Genomic DNA, 17,851 nt, shown 5'->3' with positions numbered 1-17,851 from the left:
TTGTTACCCTTCGTCGCGAGGCGTTTCGGGTAGCGGTGAATGGGGGAGGGTTGAGTTGGAGCCTTGATCCGCCTGTAGCTCGGTAGGTGGAAGGCGCGAGGCTCCCCAGCTCCGATGCAGGAAGTGTCTGACATTTTCCACCTCTTCGCTGGTGACGTCGGCGATGTCAACGCGCTCCAGGGGATCATAGTGGTAAATATACAGCCGCGATGCAAAGCGCTCAAAGGCAGCGAGGCTTCGCCAAAACGTTCACCATTGCCCGATGTACTCACAATGACGCCATCGCCCCAATCCTGCCCGCTATCATTGTTGGGATTATAGAAGTAAACCCGCATAACATCAGAGGGGTCGAGAGAGGCCCGCAAAATAGTAATCGCGTGCCAGCCGATAAAACGCGCCGCGCTATCGGTGACCGCAATGCCCGCTGGCTGAGGGTGAATCAGCGGCTGGTTGCCATTGTAATAAGGGTGATAGTAAGCGAAGAAGTGGCGTATAAAGTCGTCCACATCGCTTAGTTGACCGGTGGCAACGTCGACATTGATGCGAAAGCCGCGGCCAGACCACCAGCCGTGAAATTCAGGATTCACCCAGCGGTGAGGGTCACCTTCACGGCCAATGCAGCGCCGGCCCATTTCGGCATAAATTCGATCCAAGTGCGGCACGACAATCAGCGAAACCGGGTCGAGATCGATGGGTAACTGGGTCGCCACACCTGAGAGACTCGCCATTGATGAAATGGCTTGTCCTTCAAAATGCATAATGATTTCGTCATCCCGGGCAGCCCAGGCCACCATCTGCAGCAGGTAATCTGGGTCGTTATAGGCCCACATGGAGAGTGCCCGTGCCGACTGGCAGGTAGGGTTGTTGCCCTGACCAACGCCTAGCGGTAATCCCAGCATGCAGAGTACGCCCTCTATCAAGCGTGCCCGGGGAGAAACAGTGTCGCCATAGGCCATGGAGAGTCGCGACTGTGCCCACTCTGATAGCGGTAGATTAAGCTGACGCCACATTGCCGGTGCTACCGGCGGCTGATAGAGAATGCCGCGTTCAAGCATCAGCGCCAGGCCGTAAACCGCTTGAGCGGTAGCAGGGTAAACGCCGCCACGAATTAGCGCTTGAACAAGCTCGCGGTAGCAGAGCAGGCAGTCGCGGCCGGTAGATGAAAGGCCCAGTGCTTCGGAGAGTAAGTGATCCCCCTCTTCGAGTAGATGACGCAGTAATACGGCGTGATATGGCGATACCAGGCCGGTGTCGTGCATCGCCCGGGCGAAACCGGTGGATTCAGCCTGCAAAGCAGCCTGATCCATACGTTCTAACCGATCACGGTAAACGTCGACCCCAGGGTCTTCACGACAGGCTTGAGTTGGGCCATAAAGCGAACTCACCAGGCGGTCGGCGCCCTGGCCGCTGGCGCCAAGATCAATTTCCGGGTTGGCCTGACACAGCGCAATTTGGGTGATCATCTGTTTGATCGAATCAACCTGAATAGGGCGCTGTTTTAAAATGCGCCAAATCTCATCGATCAGGCGATCAACAATGTGCTCGTAGCCGATGCGCTCGGCTAAATGCTGGAAAAGCTGGCGGGGAATAGTGGCCAGGCGCCCCTGGGTTTCCCGCTCCGCTTCGCTGGGCGGTAAAAACAGTAGCCACAAATTGATCGCCATTACCTGAGTCAGGTAATGGTGAGCATGCTCTGCGGACACCAGTGGATGCTCAAAATTGCCTTTAGCCACAGCTAGGAGCCGAAGCTCGCTTAGCGCCTCAATGACGACAACATTGGCATCCGCGCTTTTCAGCGAGAAGGTTGTCAGAGTCGGCACCAAATATTGGGGTGTTTCCCAATCGGAGCCCAAAAATACACCGGAGTCCTCAAACGCTTGCGCGCGGGTCTCCAGTGCTGCACAACCGCCGTCCTGAAGCAGTACTCGACGCGCAGTGTCCATCACACGCGGCAGCTTGGCGGGTTTTGAGAAGGCGGGCGCCTGGGTAAGCAGGCGAACGGCGTCATCAAATTTGCTCAACAATCCATTGAGCTTGCTATCTTCTTGAGAAGACGTCACTTGATCTGTCTCCACGGTGACTCCTTATCCCAGCGTTAGCGGGGATTATACATAGAAGTCGAGGTCTTCTTGGCGTTTTAGCAGATCGCGAATCGTATGCGCATCCTCGCCTTTGAAGTAGACCAGACCCCAATGGGTACCAAACGCGGTGCGTTTAGTAACGGTTTCTTCTACTGGTGAGGTTAGCTCATGAGACTCGAAGTAGGGGTGATCTTCGGTCTCTTCGGGAATTTCCAAGCGGCTGACCACACGACGGCGGGGGTAAACGCCAAAGCAACCGGCAAAGCCATCGGCATCGACCACTTCTTTCGGAAAGAACGTGGCCACTTCTTCTTTCGTGGTTTTCGGGTCGAACACCAGCATGGAAGCCTGGTAAGCATTGAAGCCGTAAACACGCTCTAGCAGCTCGAATACCTTGAAGCCGGGCGGACGGTAAGCTACTTCGCCAAAGTACATCTCACCATCGCTGGTGACAAAGTATTCCGGATGGATCAAGCCAAACTCAATGTCGAACGCTTTAATTAACTTCTCGATCTGTTGGGTGATCTGCTCGCGGTAAATCTCAAGTTCAGGCGATGCGGGCACAAACACTGAGTAACCCAGCGTCACGTACTCTGAGATGTTCAAGAAAGCGATTTTGCCATCGTGAACCCATGCTTCAACGGCAAATTCCCAGCCATCCAGGTGCGATTCCATCAGTACCGGGAACTCTTCTTCCGGGATGGTATCGACTTCATCTGGGGTACGAATAACGCGATGACCAAGACAGCCTGCTTTATCAAACGCTTTAAGGTGAATCGGGTCGTTGGGGTCGCCGTCCAGCTTAAGCAGTGTCTGGTTAACGCGCTTTAGGAAGCGCACGACATCTTCTTTATCGTGGGCTTCTTCAAAAATACCCACACGGATGCCGCCGAGTTGGGCGCGACGCTTCATCAACGCTTTATCGCGTAGCAGCAACGACTGACCGTAAAGGCGCGGGTTATCCAGTAGCACAGAGTTGATGGCCCCGGCCCATTCAACGGTCTCTTCGTAGAGCGGAATGGCGACATCGACGCCTTTCTCTTTAAGCGTCTCGGCAATTTCCATCGAGCGGTCATTGAGTCGCTCGAAATTCCAAGGCACGTAGGGAATGTCGTGTTTTTGGCAATACTCTTCCGCCCAATCAGGTGCAACGACAATGTAGCGACGGTCAAAATTTTCGGCCGCTTCAATCGCATTGAGGCTCCAGCCTAACAGAGCGATATAGCCCTTATTTGGATCCTTCTGCATGTTGATGACTCCTACTTGGTGAAAAAATATTATTGCTAAACCACGCTAGCTACCATACATGAGAGGCGCATGCCCGGCTAATGAGCGCTTTGTCCGTCGTATTAACGCTAAGCTTGCTAAGGGTTAAGCCTAAAGGCGCGGCGATGGGAATATGGTAAGCTAGGCGGTTCAACTTTTAATGTACGAATGGCAAGAGGATTAGGCCAAGATGGCGGCCAAGCCGATCTACCGTGTGGTGGTCCACCAGCAGGGTGAAATTTGGGATTTATACGTCCGAGAAATCTTTCAAAGCGAACTCTGGGGCTTTATTGAAGTCGAGGAGTTTGTCTTTGACGATGCTTCACGGGTAGTGGTTGACCCTGCAACTGAAAAATTGCAACGAACCTTCGATGGCGTCAAGCGTAGCTACCTACCGTTAAATGCGATTGTGCGCATTGATGAAGTAGAGCGCGAAGGACCATTGAAAGCGGTCAAAACCGATACTCGGGTAGCGGAGTTCCCCCGTCCCTTTCCGTTGCCCCCCGCGGAGAAGGGTAAGCGTATGAGACAAGCGCACCGCTAAGTTAGGCGATAAGCGCTGTTGGCTTCGTCCGCCTTGCAGCGTTTTTAATCAGGACATGATGTCATGCTAGTAAATAGAACTCGTTATCGAAATTACGCCGCTGCGGCTGGCATTTTACTCAGTGTTACCAGCCTCAATGCCACTGCCCAATCTGCTAACCAAGCCTGGGTGACCGATGAACTGAGCACCTATGTGCGCAGCGGCCCAACTGATGGTTACCGCATTATTGGCACGCTCAACGCAGGCGAGCAGGTAGAGGTGCTGGAAACCAGCGGTGACTACACCCGAGTGCGCAACAGTGATGGCAATGCGGTCTGGGTGTTGAGCAATGAGCTTCAAGAAACACCCAGTGCGGTTGAACAGCTACCTGCGTTAGAAGCCCAGGTAGAGGAACTCACCGCCGAGCTTGAGGGCATCAATGAAACCTGGGAACAGCGTACGGCCTCAATGACTGAGACTCTAGAGTTGCGTGAGAGTCGCATTGCCGAGCTTGAGGCCAGCAACCAAGAACTGGATGCGCAAGCGGAGCAGTCCCGCCGGCAAGTTAGGGCGCTTCAAGCGCGGCTGGAAACCCAGGAGGAAGACCTGCTGATGCGTTACTTCATGTATGGCGGCGGTGTGGCTGGCGCAGGCTTGTTGGTGGGACTGATTGTGCCGCACCTACCGCGGCGGCGTAAAAAGCGTGACCGCTGGTTTTAACGGCGCGATAAGCCTCCTCTTCGCTAGTGCAATCGACTTCACGGTGGCCAAATAATGAGCGATCAATGGCGCAAGCGCTGGCAAGAAGGGCGTATAGGCTTTCACCTGCAGCAGGCACACCCGGCGTTGCTGCGTCATTGGGCGTCGCTCGGCGTTGCTAAAGGCACCAAGGTATTGGTGCCGCTGTGCGGTAAAAGCCTTGATATGCGCTGGTTGGCAGACGAGGGTTATCCCGTTCTGGGAATTGAGTTTGCCCCGGAAGCCATTGAGCAGTTTTTGGCTCAGCGCAGCACATCGGTATCCCGCTACCGTCAGGCAGATTTTACGATTTCCCGCCAAGGCAGCGTGGAGCTATGGTGCGGGGACTTTTTTCACCTGCATATCCAGCAAGCCGCCGAGATCGGGGCGTTTTATGATCGCGCCTCGCTGATAGCGTTGCCACCTGCAACAAGGCAGCGCTATGCGTTTCACCTTGCTCAGTTGGTGCCGCCTGGTGCCAAGGGGTTGCTGATTAGTTTGTCGCATCCTGAGGGCAGTGCTGGGCCGCCTTATAGCGTGCCCAACAGCGAAATCGAAAGCCTGTTCACCCCCAACTTCATACTGACGTTTCTGGAACAGGGCAGCCCCGATGAGCGTGGCCGAACGGAAAGCGTATGGGCACTTGAACGACGCGGGCCGCGGCTCTAGGAGTAAAGAGGCGCAGCCCGAGTCAGAGGTGTTTCTATAAAGGGTAATCTTAGCGTGCGAGTAAATTGGCCAGTTCTGGATCGCTAAAGGCGCGGTTCATGCCATCGCTAAGTAGGTCGCTAAGCATCCGTGCGTTGCTGTCGGCATCGGGCTTAAGGGCGTAGCCCTGGGTACGGCGCGAGGTGTAGGTGCCCGTATAGGTAGTGCCCTTGTTTTTAGCAATAGCGCGGAAAACGCCTTCAAGACGTGCTTCATCTACCAGTGGCTGGCCGCTGTCGCCACGGGCGTAGTGCAGGCTGGCAAGTTCCAGGGTTAAGCTCGGGCGGCCTTCGGCCTGCTCGGTGGTGGGGCTAAAGCCCATATCGCGTACCGCGCGCTCAGCTTCTTCTTGGAGACGGGGAATTAACTCGTGGCTGCTCACGGTAATGTGCGCCGTCGACATACCACCACCTGCTCGATTGCCAATAATGTCGCTCTCGCGTCCATCCTGGGCAATCACAGTCACCTGCTGGCCTGAGCCAACTTGCGGCACCTGGGTACTGCGTTCAGGGCTGAGCTGTAAGTATTGGGGGCTTGCGCAACCAGCAAGCCATGCACTGGCAAGCAGTACACCCGAAATCCGTAAAAAGTGACGCCGAAGCATGGTCTTCCTCCGCTATGGCTAAAACGCCAGTATAACGCGGGTAGCGCGTTGGCGGTATGTTCTGGCGATGTGGCTTTGCTCAATCACTTCCGATGTCTCACTGTATATTGCCTTTGCACACCGTTGTGAATGCGAAAGCAGTGAAACAAGCTAGCCCGTTAGGCTGTTTTTTTGAGAATCGGGACTCACGATTAGCCAAACGGAAAGTAAAACGATCAAAGAGCCAAGTAAGAATCCGCTGGAAATTGTTTCATCAAGGATTAAAAAGCCCCATAACACCGCGAAGGGTGGCACCAAGAATGTAACGGTGAGTGACCGTAACGGCCCAATGTCGGCAATCAATCTAAAATAAAGGATATAAGCGAGGGAGGTGCATAAAAAGCCGACTGCGAACAGGCTGATCCACACATCACCTTGAAGCCAGTCGATAGTGGGGCCAGATGAAATATTCCAAAGCAAAAAAGGGCTGAGAAAAGCGGTAGCGCCTATTTGACTGCCAAACGCAACCAGCGTTGAATCCAGGCCACCCTGTTGGGTTATCCACTTGCGGGTAAGAAAGCCAGCAAAGCCGTAACCAATAGTGGCTATCATGCAGGCAGCCACGCCAATATAGATGTTGCCAACGATACTTGAGTCACCCACAGTGGTGATAACAGTGATGCCAACAATTCCTAGCGTTACGCCCAGCCATTTTTTTATAGTTAAACTCTCGCTAAAGATAAAAAAGCCAATCATGGCACCTGTTAAAGGCGTTGTCGCATTTAGAATCGCTGAATAGCCAGTAGGTAGTAGTGTTGCTGCTATGCTGTACATAAGAAATGGGATGCCTGAATTTATAGCACCCAAAATCAAAATTTTGCCTAGTTTGCCTCTGAACGCCAGACTTTTACGTATGATAACGATGATAAAAGCCAAACCAATGAGGCCAAAAAAGACTCTAAAAAATGCTGTGTTGATTGGGCCTATCGCCGGTGAGGCGATTCTCATAAAAAGGAAGCTTGCTCCCCAGATAGCGGCTAGCGACAGCAGTCGTATATAGTCTATTGCTCTCATTTTATGTCCCTTTTCAAGATTTTCTCTTAGCCTCAAGCCGCTAAGTGATGGTTGGCTTTTTTAAGTTTTTTACCTGGAGTGGTCAGGGTGTGTCTTGGTTTTTTGCTCCATGGCAATGCAGTATTGGCTTTTGATAGCATCGAAAAAACCGTTTCTTGCTCTTGTTACGTGTTTTTAAACCGGAATGTGAAGGCTTATGGTTTGAGGCGTCGGGGTTGGCTTCGTGCCACGGGGCGGCTGGCGCCGCTTTCCGCGGCTTCGGGCATTAGAGGGGAAAAATGGATCTGTTTGAAAACGACGATATGAAGTTGATTAATCTGCTTCCAAGGGATGGTGAGGTTTACTACCACGGCAAAGTCTTGGATACAGTTACCGCCGATATGTATCTGGATAAATGCCTAAGCGAATTAACCTGGGAGCATGATCGTGCGTTTATTTACGGCAAAGAGATCGTTACAAAGAGGAAAATAGCCTGGTATGCGGATAAGCCGGTTTCCTATACATACTCAGGATATACAAAGATGGCGTTAGTATGGCCTGATTTTTTACGAGAGATTAAGCAGGTGGTGGAGAGCCACTGCGGGGAGATGTTTAATTCGTGTCTGGGTAATTTTTATAGCTCAGGCGATGAAGGCATGAGCTGGCACAGTGACGCCGAAAAAGACCTTGTTGAGAGTGGATCAATCGGGGCGTTGAGCCTAGGCGGCGCAAGGAAATTTTCGTTTAAGCATAAGCCAACAGGGGAGAGCGTGTCGCTTAATTTAGAGCACGGCAGTCTGTTAATTATGAAAGGTACTACACAACAAAACTGGCTACATAGCCTGCCTAAAACCAAGAAAGATGTTGAGCCGCGGGTGAGCCTGACCTTTAGGCAAATGCGTTTTGAGCTAATGCGATGAAACGTCAACGCTAGCTGCTCCATTTAGGGCAGCTAGCGCTTCCGTAGCGTTATGCCACGCGGCTTTGCTCCGTTGCTTTCGACTCAGCGTTGGGAAAGCGTCGCCAGTGGCGGGGGTGGGCGAATAAGCGTTGCCCGCGGCGAAGCGCCAAGTGCTCAAAGTCAGTATGGCGCACGGTAGCCAGCCAAGGCTGGGCGAGCCAATCCGCCTCCAACTCCACGCGCACTTCTGCGCCCACCGGCGAGATCGCCGTGATAGTGACCGGTAGGTGGCTCTCAGAGGTGGGTTGCTCGGTTAACCGCACTTCATGGGGGCGTAGCAGCAGCTCTTCATGGCCATCGGGTAGATCCACGTGCCAATAGGCATCGCCACAGGTAAGTACGCCGTTGGTCACTTTGCCTTCCAGATGGTTCACATCGCCTAAAAACTCAAACACAAAGCGGTTTTTGGGCTCCCGGTAGAGCTCATCGGGAGTATCAATTTGCTCAATACGGCCGTTGCTCATGACTACGACGCGGTCGGAAAGCTCCAGCGCCTCTTCCTGGTCGTGGGTGACAAAGACGCTGGTGAAATTGAACTCGTCATGCAGGTGGCGCAGCCAGCGGCGTAACTCTTGGCGCACTTTGGCATCAAGTGCGCCAAAAGGCTCGTCCAACAGCAGTACTTCCGGTTCCACTGCCAAGGCGCGGGCTAGCGATACTCGCTGCTGCTGGCCGCCGGAAAGCTGAGCAGGGTAGCGGTTGGCGAGGTGCTCCAGCTTGACCATTTCAAGTAGCCTAAACACCCGGGCGCGAATCTCACCGCTGCTGGGGCGCGTTTACGCGACAACACGGTCAGGCCAAAGGCCACGTTGTCGTAGACGCTCATATGGCGAAACAGCGCGTAGTGCTGGAAAACAAAGCCAATTCGCCGGTCGCGCACATGTACATTGGTCACGTCGCGGTCGCCAAACAAAATCTTGCTGGGTTGTGCGGTGCGGTCGGCATTTTCCAAGCCGGCAATAATCCGCAGCAGCGTCGTTTTGCCCGAGCCCGAAGGGCCAAGCAGGCCGACCAGCTCGCCTTCGTGAATATCCAGGTTGATCGGCTCTAACGCCTGGGTAGTGCCGAAGTGCTTAGCGATGTTGTGTAAGTGAATGCTCATGCAAATGCCTCCCGGCGCGCTGCGCGCCATTCCAGCCCGGCCTTGGCGGCGAGCGTTAGTAGGGCAATAAAGGCGAGTAGCGCCGCGCAGGCAAACGCCCCTACGGCATTATAATCCTGATAAAGCTGCTCAAGGTGCAGTGGTAGCGTATTGGTCTTGCCGCGTATAGCGCCGGAAACCACTGAAACAGCCCCAAATTCCCCCACCGCACGGGCGTTGGTAAGGATAACGCCGTACAGCAGTGCCCAGCGGATGTTGGGCAGTGTGACACGACGGAAGGTCGTCCAGCCGGTAGCGCCAAGCGTCACGGCTGCTTCTTCTTCACGGGAGCCTTGGGCCTGCATCAACGGGATCAGTTCCCGGGCCACAAAGGGGCAGGTAACAAAAATAGTCACCATGAGGATGCCCGGCCAAGAAAACATCAGCTGAATATCATGGCCGTCCAGCCAAGTGCCGATCCAGCCGTTGCGGCCATACAGCAGCAAGTAAATCAGACCCGCGACAACGGGAGAGACCGCAAAGGGGATATCGATCAACGTTTGCAGAATGCGCCGCCCAGGAAAGCTGAACCGCGTGACCAGCCACGCCAGGGCAACGCCAAATACCAGGCACACGGGAATGGTTTAGTAGCGCAATCATCAGCGTCAGACCAATCGCGTGCAGGGTGAAGGTGTTACTGACATTCGACCAGAAAACCATAACGCCCTGGGAGAATGCCTGAGCAAAAATGGCCACCAGCGGCAGCAGTAAAAACAGTGCTGACAGCACCAGAGCGGCACCTATCAGCAGGCGCCGGATAAGTGGCGCATCACCAATTCGACGCATTACCCCTTACCTCCATGCAGACGGCGCACAAAGCGGCCCTGCCAAATATTAATTGCCAGTAGCAGCGCCAACGAGACAAACAGCACCACTGAAGCAATCGCCGAGGCCCCTGCATAGTCATACTCTTGCAGCTTGACGAAAATCATCAGTGCGGTGATTTCCGTTTCATAAGGCATATTACCGGCGATAAAAATGATCGCTCCGAACTCGCCTAGCGAACGAACAAACGCCAGCCCCGTGCCGGTCACCAAGGCAGGCCAGATATGCGGCAAGATCACGCGGCGAAAGGCCACGCCGTCGGTAGCACCCAATGACATAGCGGCTTCATCGACTTCCACTGGCATATCTTCCAGCACCGGCTGCACCGTGCGCACCACAAACGGGATGCTGGTAAAGGCCATGGCCAGGGCGATGCCCACCCAGGTATAAGCGACTTGAAACCCTAGCGGCTCCAGCAATCCACCCATCCAGCCGCTACTGGCATAAAGGGTTGCCAACGTAATGCCTGCCACTGCGGTGGGTAGCGCGAAGGGGAGGTCCATTAAGGCATCGAGTAAGCGCTTGCCAGGGAACTCGTAGCGAACTAACACCCACGCCAGCAATAAGCCAAATATGGCGTTGATAATCGCTGCAACGGCTGCCGCGCCAATGGTGACCATATAGCTGGCAACCACGCGTCCTTCGGTGATGATCGCCCAGTATTGGGCAAAACTAAGCTCCGCTAACTGACCGAACAGGCCCGTAATAGGGAGTAGTAGCACCAGCGAGATAAACAGCACGCTGATACCCATAGAAAGGCCAAAACCCGGCAGCACACGAGTACTGCCGGTTCGCCAGGAGGCAAGTTGACTCATAGTTCAGGCTGGCTCATGAGTGAATATTAGCGGCGCTGCAACTGGTCGAGAAGGCCACCACCCTCAAAGTGGGTCTCCATGGCTTCATCCCAGCTACCAAACACTTCATCTACTTCAAGCAGTTCGGTTTCCGGGAACTGGTCGGCGAACTCTTCGACCACGGCTTCGTTATGCACTCGGTAGTTGAAACCTGCCAGCAGGCGCTGAGTCTCTTCTGTGTAGAGGTACTCAAGATAGCTCTGGGCCAAATCGCTGTTACCGTTGCGCTCTGCGTTTTCACCAACAACGGCAACGGGGAACTCTGCCAGAATGCTAACGGGTGGCACGATTACTTCGTAGTCGTCACTGCCATACTCTTTGCGAATGTTGTTGACTTCAGACTCGAAACTAATCAGTACATCGCCAATTTCACGCTCGATAAAGCTGGTGGTTGCGCCACGACCGCCGGTATCAAACACCGCTACGTTGGCTAAGAAGGTGCGCATGAACTCTTCGATTTGCTCTTCATCGCCATCGAACTCGTTCTCGGCAAAGCCCCAGGCGGCTAAGTAAGTATAACGACCGTTACCCGAGGTTTTCGGGTTGGGGAAGACCATCTGTACATCTTCTTTGACTAAGTCGTCCCAGCTCTCAATTCCTTTAGGGTTGCCTTTACGCACTAGGAAGGCGGGTAGTGGGAGTAGGGAGAGGCATTGTTCTCAAACGCATCCTGCCAATCTTCGGCCACCAGCCCAGCATCGGCAAGTACCTGCACGTCGGTCACCTGGTTAAAGGTCACCACATCGGCACGTAAACCCTGAAGGATGGCACGGGCTTGTGCGGAAGAGCCGCCGTGAGACTGGCTAATGGCAATCTCTTCACCGTGTTCCTCCTGCCACCAAGCTTGAAACTCAGGGTTGATCGCAGCAAACAGCTCGCGAGCGATATCGTAAGACGAGTTGAGTAGTTCACGCTCTTGGGCGGCGGCGGTTCCACTTACCGTAACGCCTAATGCAATGGCAATCAGGCTGCGGCGGAAAATTGTTGGCAGTGCCATAGAGAAACTCCTTAAAAACAGTAAGCGCTTAGTATCGCGATATTGGCAAGGTTAAATCTATCAATGTGGAATTACAATCATGCTTTATATTCTATTTAAGAATATGTGTGTGATGAGATGCGCGACGCGGATACGTGGTTCTGTTAAGCGGCTCTGATAAGATAGCAGCCTGGCTTTGCTCTCTTGCCTGCACACTCGCGGGTATATCGAGTGTCTACACTTCGTCTACTGATTGATAAGCAGGAATGGAATATGACCGCTGCGCAGGATTTCTTGATTGCCCCCTCTATTTTATCGGCTGACTTTGCCAGGCTGGGTGAGGAGGTGGATAACGTGCTGGCTGCAGGCGCGGATGTGGTGCACTTCGACGTCATGGATAATCACTATGTGCCCAACCTGACCATTGGGCCCATGGTGTGTAAGGCGCTGCGTAAGCATGGCGTCACGGCGCCCATCGACGTGCATCTAATGGTTAAACCGGTAGACCGCATGATCAGCGACTTTATTGAGGCGGGCGCCAGCTATATCACCTTTCACCCGGAAGCGTCTGAGCACGTTGATCGCTCGCTGCAGCTGATCCGTGATGGTGGCTGTAAAGCCGGCCTGGTATTTAATCCGGCCACGCCGCTCTCCTATCTCGACTATGTGATGGATAAAGTCGATATGGTGCTGCTGATGAGCGTCAACCCAGGTTTTGGTGGGCAATCCTTTATCCCCGGCACGCTGGACAAGCTGCGCGAAGCACGGGCGCGCATTGATGCCTCAAAATTTGATATGCGCTTGGAAATCGACGGTGGGGTGAAAGTGGATAACATCGCCGAGATCGCCGCAGCAGGCGCCGATACCTTTGTGGCGGGATCCGCCATTTTCAGCGCCTACCAAGCCAGCGACCCGCACGGCTATGACGCGGTGATCAAGCAGATGCGAGCGGCGCTGGCCAAGTAAAAAGTCAGTGTCGAGTGTCGTTTAGTGCAATTTCATGCGCGGTTTTAAGTAACGATTAAGCTTATCGACCAGCCAGGCCAGCCCCGTTTTCGGCGCCCCATGAATAGAGAGCTGGTGCATGCGGTAGAGCGATGCATAGGCTTGGCGAGCCAGCCAGCCCTCTAAAAACAGGCCGCGGGAGGCGGAGCTTCGCATCAAATTACCTACCGCATCGTAGCGGGCCAGCGATACCAGTGAGCCGTGATCGCGATAGCGGAAATCGGCTAGCGGTTTGCCTTCCAGTTTATTGACCAGATTTTTGGCGAGCAGCTTAGCCTGCTGGTGAGCCGCCTGGGCGCGAGGAGGCACCGTGCCGCTTTCACCCATCGGGCAACTGGCGCAGTCGCCTAGAGCAAAAATTTTCTCATCATCGACGCTTTGTAGGGTGCTTTTTACTTCAATTTGGTTTTTCTTATTCGTTGTCAGGCCTAGCTCCGCCAAAAACGGCGGCGCTTTGATACCTGCTGCCCACACGTTGATATCGGTCTTGATCACTTCATCGTCACCGGTGATCAACTGATGCGCCTGAGCTTCTTTAACGGCGGTATCGGTATGGACGGTTACGCCCATGCTCTCAAGCTCTGTTTTGACAGTTTGGCTGACCCGCTCGGAAAGCCCTGGAAGCAAGCGCGGCGCCGCTTCCAGTAGGTGTACGCTGATTTGCTGGTGATCAACGGACGTCACCCCATAGGCATTGAGCATGCGCGAAGCGTCAAATAATTCGGCCGCAAGCTCTACCCCTGTTGCACCGCCGCCGACGATACCAATGGTTAACTGAGTATGTTGGCGTAGGTTGGGGTCGGTATAGCGCAGAAAGGTGTTGATCATATCGCGCTGGAACGCCTTGGCCTGCTCGGGCGAATCAATAAAGTGGCAGTGCTCCGCCACGCCGGGCGTGCCGAAATCGTTGGAAACGCTGCCTATGGCCATGACCAGATAGTCATAGGCAAGCTCGCGGGCGGGTAGTACCTCTTGCCCATCTTCATCATGAATCGGCGCTAATTGCAGCGTCTGTTGCTCGCGATTAATGCCGGTTAGCGAACCGCGCTGATAACGGTAGAAGTGAGCCGATGAATGCCCGCGAAGATCCACCTCGTCCATACTGGAGTTCAGTACGCCGGTGGCCAGTTCGTGGAGCAGCGGTTTCCATACGTGGGTGGTATTGCGATCCAGCAGCACAATTTCTGCGCGTTTGCGCTTACCAAGGTGCGGCCTAATCGTGTGGCAAGGGCTAAGCCGCCAGCACCGGCGCCGACAATCACGATTCTGGGAGTGGGCATATCACTACCTCCTTAACTAAATTAGCCCCAGCATAGAAGGTTCTGATGCGTCTGACTAATGCGAACGTTTGCTTTGAGCAGGTAAAATGGTTTTTAAATCAAAATGGGGCAGAGCGCATTGAAAATACATCCAAGCCACTACTCAGAACGACACCCAGTGCTACAGGGAAAACGGCTAATTGCCTTCGACTTGGACGGAACGCTGATCGATTCAGTGCCCGACCTGGCCGCTGCCGTGGCACGCACGTTAAGCGAGCTGGATTTACCCGAGCCGAATGAGACAAAGGTGCGGGATTGGGTGGGCAATGGCGCGCCGGTATTAGTGGAAAGAGCCCTGACCTGGGCGTTAAAAGCGGCGCCTGAGCCAGCGCTTCTTGAGCGCGGTTATGATGTGTTTATGGCGCACTACGGCGCTGCACCCAATACCCTGACAACGCTCTACCCGGGAGTAAAGCCAGCCCTAGAGGCGCTGCACCAGCAAGGTTTGACCCTGGTGCTGATTACCAATAAACCCGAACGCTTCATTGAGCCGCTGTTAAATCACTTCGAGCTGCTGAACTATTTTACCCTATGGCTCGGCGGTGATTCTTTGGCCGAAAAGAAGCCCCACCCATTGCCGCTACTTCACGCTGCGCACCATTGCCAAATACCGCCAGCTGACTGTGTGATGGTCGGCGATTCACGTCACGATATGGCGGCTGGAAAGGCGGCAGGCTTTACTACTCTGGCGCTGCCCTATGGTTATAACCATGGGGAGCCGATAGAGAATAGCCATCCCGACCTAGTGCTCAGTTCGTTAACTGAATTGCTGTTGAAAGCACCTCGACCCACAAAGGGCATTGACTAGGCTTGGTCGGTCGCTTACTTACTCGGCCGTGGCGCCCCCTAGCGCGGTATGCATCACTTCAGCGTTATGGCGCAGCATGTCCGCGTAGTTGGCAGCGGGGCCATCTTCACCGCTCAGCGAGTCGACATACAGCGGACCTGCTAGGGGCAGTGAAGCCTCCCGGGACAGGGCGTCCATATGGATACTAGGTGTAGTGCTTTCAAAAAACAGCGCAGGGGGGCGTTTCTCGGCAAGCTGTTCGCTGATCTTGGCCATTGCCTGGGCGCTGCCTTGAGTCTCATGGTTAACCCCCCACACCCCTTGGGCATCAAAGGCGTAGGCGCGGGCAAAATAACCAAAACCTGCCTCACTGGTTAGTAATGTGCGGTTAGTTTGTGGGATACCTTCAAGCCGCTCTTTTACCGCTTGGTTAAGATTGTTCAGCGCCCTGCGTGCCTCGTCAGCGCGGGCATAAAACGCATCGGCTTGCTCGGGTAGATGCTCGGCCAGGGTCTCAGCAATGACATCGATGTAGGCTGCAGCGCCCTCTGGATCCATCCACATATGCGGGTCTGGCTCGCCTTTATACTGTCCGGTGGAAATCGTCAGTGGCGTATAGTCGGCCTTTTTAGCCACTTCCACTAGCGTTAGCTGGTCGTCAGACATCGCCTCAACATGGCGTATCCAAGGCTCTAGTCCAAGCCCGTTATAAAACACAATATGCGTCTCTTCTAACGCCAGTACGTTGGGTGGGGTTAGCTCCCAGCGGTGAACATCTTCTCCCCGTGGCACAATGACATTGACGCTGACAGTGTCACCCGCCACTCGTTTGACCAGCTCCTCCATGACTGAAAAGGAGGCAATTACGCGCAGCGTTGTGTTGGCATAAGCTGGCGCAGCGCTTATCAGCGCGACGAATAAGAGCGCCCACACCCAGGTAAACCACTTTGACATCCCACGCTCCTAACTGGCTAAAAAAACTATCGAAAAAGACGGCAGATAATAAAGACTGCGGTGGCCCGTTGCCAGTTCCACTGCAATGCGAGGCCGCAAGAAGTATTACCCAAGGGAGGATTCCCTCAAGTGAAAAGTGCCACTATGCTGAATAGTATTACACTCCTAAGCATAGCGTGCCTTATGACTGGCTGAACGGTTTCTTATTCGCGGCATCGGTGTGGCATCCCCAAAGCTGTGATTTATCGCCCATAGCGCTGGTGGTCTAAAGGGGAGGGGGCTGGTTGACACTTAACCCCTGCAAGGGAGTGCTCGGTTGCGGTATCATCACTCCATTAACGGTTTAATCTGTGGTCGAAATGACACAACGGAGTAAGTGGGGCAATGGCGCAAGCTCAGTCGGTGCATAAACAGCCATCACAGGAACAGTCAGCGCAAAAAGTGGTGATGCTGGACAATTATGACAGTTTCACGTTCAACATTGTCCAGTACCTGGGTGAGCTTGGTGCCGAAGTCATCACTCACCTCAATGACGAAATCACCATTGAGCAGATCGAAATGCTGGCGCCGACACACCTGGTGGTATCGCCTGGGCCCTGCACTCCCAACGAGGCGGGCATATCCATGACCGCCATCAAACACTTTGCAGGCAAGCTGCCTATTTTAGGCGTTTGCCTGGGCCATCAGGCGATTGGCCAAGTGTATGGTGGCAAGGTCGTGCACGCGCCACAGGTGATGCATGGTAAAACCTCCGCTGTGCTGCATGCTAACCAAGGCGTGTTTGAAGGGCTGGATAACCCGGTTGAGGTTACCCGCTATCACTCCCTGGTGGTCGATAAAGCGAGCCTGCCCGACTGTTTACAAATCACTGCCTGGACAGGTGATGACGACGTAACCCCCGGTTTAGTCATGGGGTTTCGTCACCGCGAGTTGGATATTGAAGGGGTGCAGTTTCACCCCGAGTCGATTCTTACCCGCCAAGGCCATGAGCTGTTGGCCAACTTTTTAAAACGCGGCTGATAGCCGGTTTCACACGCTTTTAGGGGCCCCTCTGCTCATGCAAATGCGAGATGCGATTAATGCGGTGATGCGCCGCGAAGACCTCTCTTTCGATGCCATGCACGCTTTGATGCGTCAGATCATGACCGGCGATGCAAGCGATGCACAAATTGGTGGCCTGTTAGTAGGCCTCGCCATGAAAGGTGAAAGTGCCGCGGAAATTAGCGCCGCTGCTCAAGTAATGCGCGAGTTGATGAAGCGCGTTGAACTGAGTGCTGAAAACGTTGTGGACATTGTCGGCACCGGTGGCGATGGTGCCAACCTGTTTAACGTTTCCACCGCCGCCAGTTTTGTCGCCGCTGCCGCTGGTGCCCATGTGGCCAAACATGGCAACCGAAGCGTTTCGTCTTCATCGGGTAGTGCGGATCTGTTCGATGTGGCGGGCATCTACCTGGATCTCAAGCCTGACCAGGTAGCGCGCTGTATCGAGCAGGTGGGTGTAGGCTTTATGTTTGCGCCTAATCATCATCCGGCCATGCGCTATGCCATTGGCCCCCGCCGTGAAATGGGCGTGCGCACGCTGTTTAATATTTTGGGCCCGTTGACCAATCCTGCTGGTGCTCCCAATCAGGTACTGGGTGTTTACGCGCCGGAGCTGGTGCCGCTGATGGCGGAAGTGTTGCAAACCTTGGGTAGCCGCCACGTGATGGTCGTTCACTCCGAGGACGGCCTGGATGAGATATCTCTGGCCAGCCCCACCTTGGTAGCCGAGCTTAAAGCGGGTGAGATTACCCAGTACACCATTACACCCGAAGAGCTGGGTATTGAGCGCCAAAGCTTGGCAACGCTGAAAGCCGCCAGCGCCGAAGACAGCCTGCGCTTGGTTAAGGCCGCGCTTTCCGGTGAAGGTGCCGCTGCCGATATGGTCGCGCTAAATGCAGGGGCCGCGCTCTACTGTTCGGGCGTTGCGGATACGTTAAAAGAGGGTGTGATGGTAGCCCAGGACGCGCAAGCTTCTAAACTGCCGCTTGAGAAGCTTAGAGAGCTTTCGCACTTCACCAGCGTTTTTAAACAGTAA

At 54.3% G+C, this 17,851-nt stretch carries 13 protein-coding genes and 5 pseudogenes; 8 read left to right on the top strand and 10 right to left on the bottom strand.

The annotated features are described in order from the left end of the window. Window positions 1–3: 3 nt before the first annotated feature. Both FDY98_RS21960 and FDY98_RS21955 read right to left on the bottom strand, forming a co-directional pair. A pseudogene (locus FDY98_RS21960) lies at window positions 4–2,075 on the bottom strand (hypothetical protein). A gap of 30 nt (window positions 2,076–2,105) precedes the next feature. After that, the gene (locus tag FDY98_RS21955) at window positions 2,106–3,329 is read right to left on the bottom strand and encodes an ATP-grasp domain-containing protein (RefSeq protein WP_009287975.1); all 1,224 of its coding nucleotides are present in this window, start codon (window positions 3,327–3,329) and stop codon (window positions 2,106–2,108) included. Between the two features lie 208 nt (window positions 3,330–3,537). On the opposite strand from FDY98_RS21955, the gene FDY98_RS21950 reads away from it, so the two are divergent. From FDY98_RS21950 to FDY98_RS21940, 3 genes are all read left to right on the top strand, one after another. Beyond that, window positions 3,538–3,891, top strand: a complete 354-nt coding sequence (locus FDY98_RS21950; RefSeq protein ID WP_155706183.1) for a DUF1820 family protein — start codon at window positions 3,538–3,540, stop codon at window positions 3,889–3,891. Window positions 3,892–3,954: 63 nt separating this feature from the next. Next, complete coding sequence (locus tag FDY98_RS21945) at window positions 3,955–4,590, top strand: TIGR04211 family SH3 domain-containing protein (protein ID WP_009287976.1); 636 nt, start codon at window positions 3,955–3,957, stop codon at window positions 4,588–4,590. Window positions 4,591–4,644: 54 nt separating this feature from the next. Next, window positions 4,645–5,277: a Thiopurine S-methyltransferase subgroup gene (locus tag FDY98_RS21940; protein WP_009287977.1), complete on the top strand. Its 633-nt coding sequence runs from the start codon at window positions 4,645–4,647 to the stop codon at window positions 5,275–5,277. Between the two features lie 49 nt (window positions 5,278–5,326). On the opposite strand, the gene FDY98_RS21935 is transcribed toward FDY98_RS21940, so the two are convergent. Next, entirely contained in the window at window positions 5,327–5,920 is a 594-nt protein-coding gene (locus tag FDY98_RS21935; RefSeq protein WP_027958420.1) for a YajG family lipoprotein, read from the bottom strand. A gap of 150 nt (window positions 5,921–6,070) precedes the next feature. After that, the gene (locus tag FDY98_RS21930) at window positions 6,071–6,973 is read right to left on the bottom strand and encodes a DMT family transporter (RefSeq protein WP_027958421.1); all 903 of its coding nucleotides are present in this window, start codon (window positions 6,971–6,973) and stop codon (window positions 6,071–6,073) included. 278 nt (window positions 6,974–7,251) lie between these two features. On the opposite strand from FDY98_RS21930, the gene FDY98_RS21925 reads away from it, so the two are divergent. Further along, window positions 7,252–7,872, top strand: coding sequence for an alpha-ketoglutarate-dependent dioxygenase AlkB family protein (locus FDY98_RS21925; RefSeq protein ID WP_035537972.1), 621 nt, complete (start codon window positions 7,252–7,254; stop codon window positions 7,870–7,872). Window positions 7,873–7,921: 49 nt separating this feature from the next. Here FDY98_RS21925 and FDY98_RS21920 read toward each other — a convergent pair. The 4 genes and pseudogenes from FDY98_RS21920 to cysP form a co-directional block, all read right to left on the bottom strand. Then, a pseudogene (locus tag FDY98_RS21920) lies at window positions 7,922–9,015 on the bottom strand (sulfate/molybdate ABC transporter ATP-binding protein). Next, window positions 9,012–9,840: pseudogene (gene cysW / locus FDY98_RS21915) on the bottom strand (sulfate ABC transporter permease subunit CysW). The pseudogenes FDY98_RS21920 and cysW overlap by 4 nt, the downstream one beginning before the upstream one ends. Further along, window positions 9,840–10,694 (bottom strand): sulfate ABC transporter permease subunit CysT, encoded by an 855-nt coding sequence (gene cysT / locus FDY98_RS21910; RefSeq protein ID WP_027958424.1) that lies wholly within the window; start codon window positions 10,692–10,694, stop codon window positions 9,840–9,842. The pseudogene cysW and the gene cysT overlap by 1 nt, the downstream one beginning before the upstream one ends. Window positions 10,695–10,720: 26 nt before the next feature. Beyond that, window positions 10,721–11,730: pseudogene (gene cysP, locus FDY98_RS21905) on the bottom strand (thiosulfate ABC transporter substrate-binding protein CysP). Window positions 11,731–11,982: 252 nt separating this feature from the next. Here cysP and rpe point away from each other — a divergent pair. Further along, on the top strand, window positions 11,983–12,675 hold the full coding sequence (gene rpe, locus FDY98_RS21900) for a ribulose-phosphate 3-epimerase (protein ID WP_027958425.1): 693 nt from the start codon (window positions 11,983–11,985) through the stop codon (window positions 12,673–12,675). Window positions 12,676–12,696: 21 nt separating this feature from the next. On the opposite strand, the pseudogene FDY98_RS21895 reads toward rpe, so the two are convergent. Continuing rightward, a pseudogene (locus FDY98_RS21895) lies at window positions 12,697–13,994 on the bottom strand (NAD(P)/FAD-dependent oxidoreductase). A 103-nt stretch (window positions 13,995–14,097) separates the two neighbouring features. Here FDY98_RS21895 and FDY98_RS21890 point away from each other — a divergent pair. Further along, window positions 14,098–14,841 carry a phosphoglycolate phosphatase gene (locus FDY98_RS21890; protein ID WP_027958427.1) on the top strand — a complete coding sequence of 248 codons (744 nt, stop codon included), beginning with the start codon at window positions 14,098–14,100 and terminating at the stop codon, window positions 14,839–14,841. An 18-nt stretch (window positions 14,842–14,859) separates the two neighbouring features. Here FDY98_RS21890 and FDY98_RS21885 read toward each other — a convergent pair whose 3' ends face one another. After that, the gene (locus tag FDY98_RS21885; protein ID WP_009287987.1) at window positions 14,860–15,774 is read right to left on the bottom strand and encodes a metal ABC transporter substrate-binding protein; all 915 of its coding nucleotides are present in this window, start codon (window positions 15,772–15,774) and stop codon (window positions 14,860–14,862) included. Window positions 15,775–16,158: 384 nt separating this feature from the next. On the opposite strand from FDY98_RS21885, the gene FDY98_RS21880 reads away from it, so the two are divergent. Together FDY98_RS21880 and trpD are read left to right on the top strand one after the other, a co-directional pair. After that, window positions 16,159–16,794, top strand: a complete 636-nt coding sequence (locus FDY98_RS21880; protein WP_009287988.1) for an anthranilate synthase component II — start codon at window positions 16,159–16,161, stop codon at window positions 16,792–16,794. A gap of 37 nt (window positions 16,795–16,831) precedes the next feature. Continuing rightward, window positions 16,832–17,851 carry an anthranilate phosphoribosyltransferase gene (gene trpD, locus FDY98_RS21875; RefSeq protein WP_027958429.1) on the top strand — a complete coding sequence of 340 codons (1,020 nt, stop codon included), beginning with the start codon at window positions 16,832–16,834 and terminating at the stop codon, window positions 17,849–17,851.

The organism is Halomonas sp. PA16-9 (genome assembly GCF_009728585.1).
In the GTDB taxonomy this organism is placed as follows: Bacteria; Pseudomonadota; Gammaproteobacteria; order Pseudomonadales; family Halomonadaceae; genus Vreelandella; species Vreelandella titanicae.
The sequence above is the reverse complement of the archived record's forward strand: the minus strand, read 5'-3'. Positions and strand labels throughout refer to the sequence as shown.

Excerpts from the sequence above, each read along its gene's own strand:
- FDY98_RS21955 (WP_009287975.1), bottom strand. The coding sequence starts at position 3,329 with ATGCAGAAGGATCCAAATAAGGGCTATATCGCTCTGTTAGGCTGGAGC.
- FDY98_RS21950 (WP_155706183.1), top strand. The coding sequence starts at position 3,538 with ATGGCGGCCAAGCCGATCTACCGTGTGGTGGTCCACCAGCAGGGTGAA.
- FDY98_RS21945 (WP_009287976.1), top strand. The coding sequence starts at position 3,955 with ATGCTAGTAAATAGAACTCGTTATCGAAATTACGCCGCTGCGGCTGGC.
- FDY98_RS21940 (WP_009287977.1), top strand. The coding sequence starts at position 4,645 with ATGAGCGATCAATGGCGCAAGCGCTGGCAAGAAGGGCGTATAGGCTTT.
- FDY98_RS21935 (WP_027958420.1), bottom strand. The coding sequence starts at position 5,920 with ATGCTTCGGCGTCACTTTTTACGGATTTCGGGTGTACTGCTTGCCAGT.
- FDY98_RS21930 (WP_027958421.1), bottom strand. The coding sequence starts at position 6,973 with ATGAGAGCAATAGACTATATACGACTGCTGTCGCTAGCCGCTATCTGG.
- FDY98_RS21925 (WP_035537972.1), top strand. The coding sequence starts at position 7,252 with ATGGATCTGTTTGAAAACGACGATATGAAGTTGATTAATCTGCTTCCA.
- cysT (WP_027958424.1), bottom strand. The coding sequence starts at position 10,694 with ATGAGTCAACTTGCCTCCTGGCGAACCGGCAGTACTCGTGTGCTGCCG.
- rpe (WP_027958425.1), top strand. The coding sequence starts at position 11,983 with ATGACCGCTGCGCAGGATTTCTTGATTGCCCCCTCTATTTTATCGGCT.
- FDY98_RS21890 (WP_027958427.1), top strand. The coding sequence starts at position 14,098 with ATGGGGCAGAGCGCATTGAAAATACATCCAAGCCACTACTCAGAACGA.
- FDY98_RS21885 (WP_009287987.1), bottom strand. The coding sequence starts at position 15,774 with ATGTCAAAGTGGTTTACCTGGGTGTGGGCGCTCTTATTCGTCGCGCTG.
- FDY98_RS21880 (WP_009287988.1), top strand. The coding sequence starts at position 16,159 with ATGGCGCAAGCTCAGTCGGTGCATAAACAGCCATCACAGGAACAGTCA.
- trpD (WP_027958429.1), top strand. The coding sequence starts at position 16,832 with ATGCAAATGCGAGATGCGATTAATGCGGTGATGCGCCGCGAAGACCTC.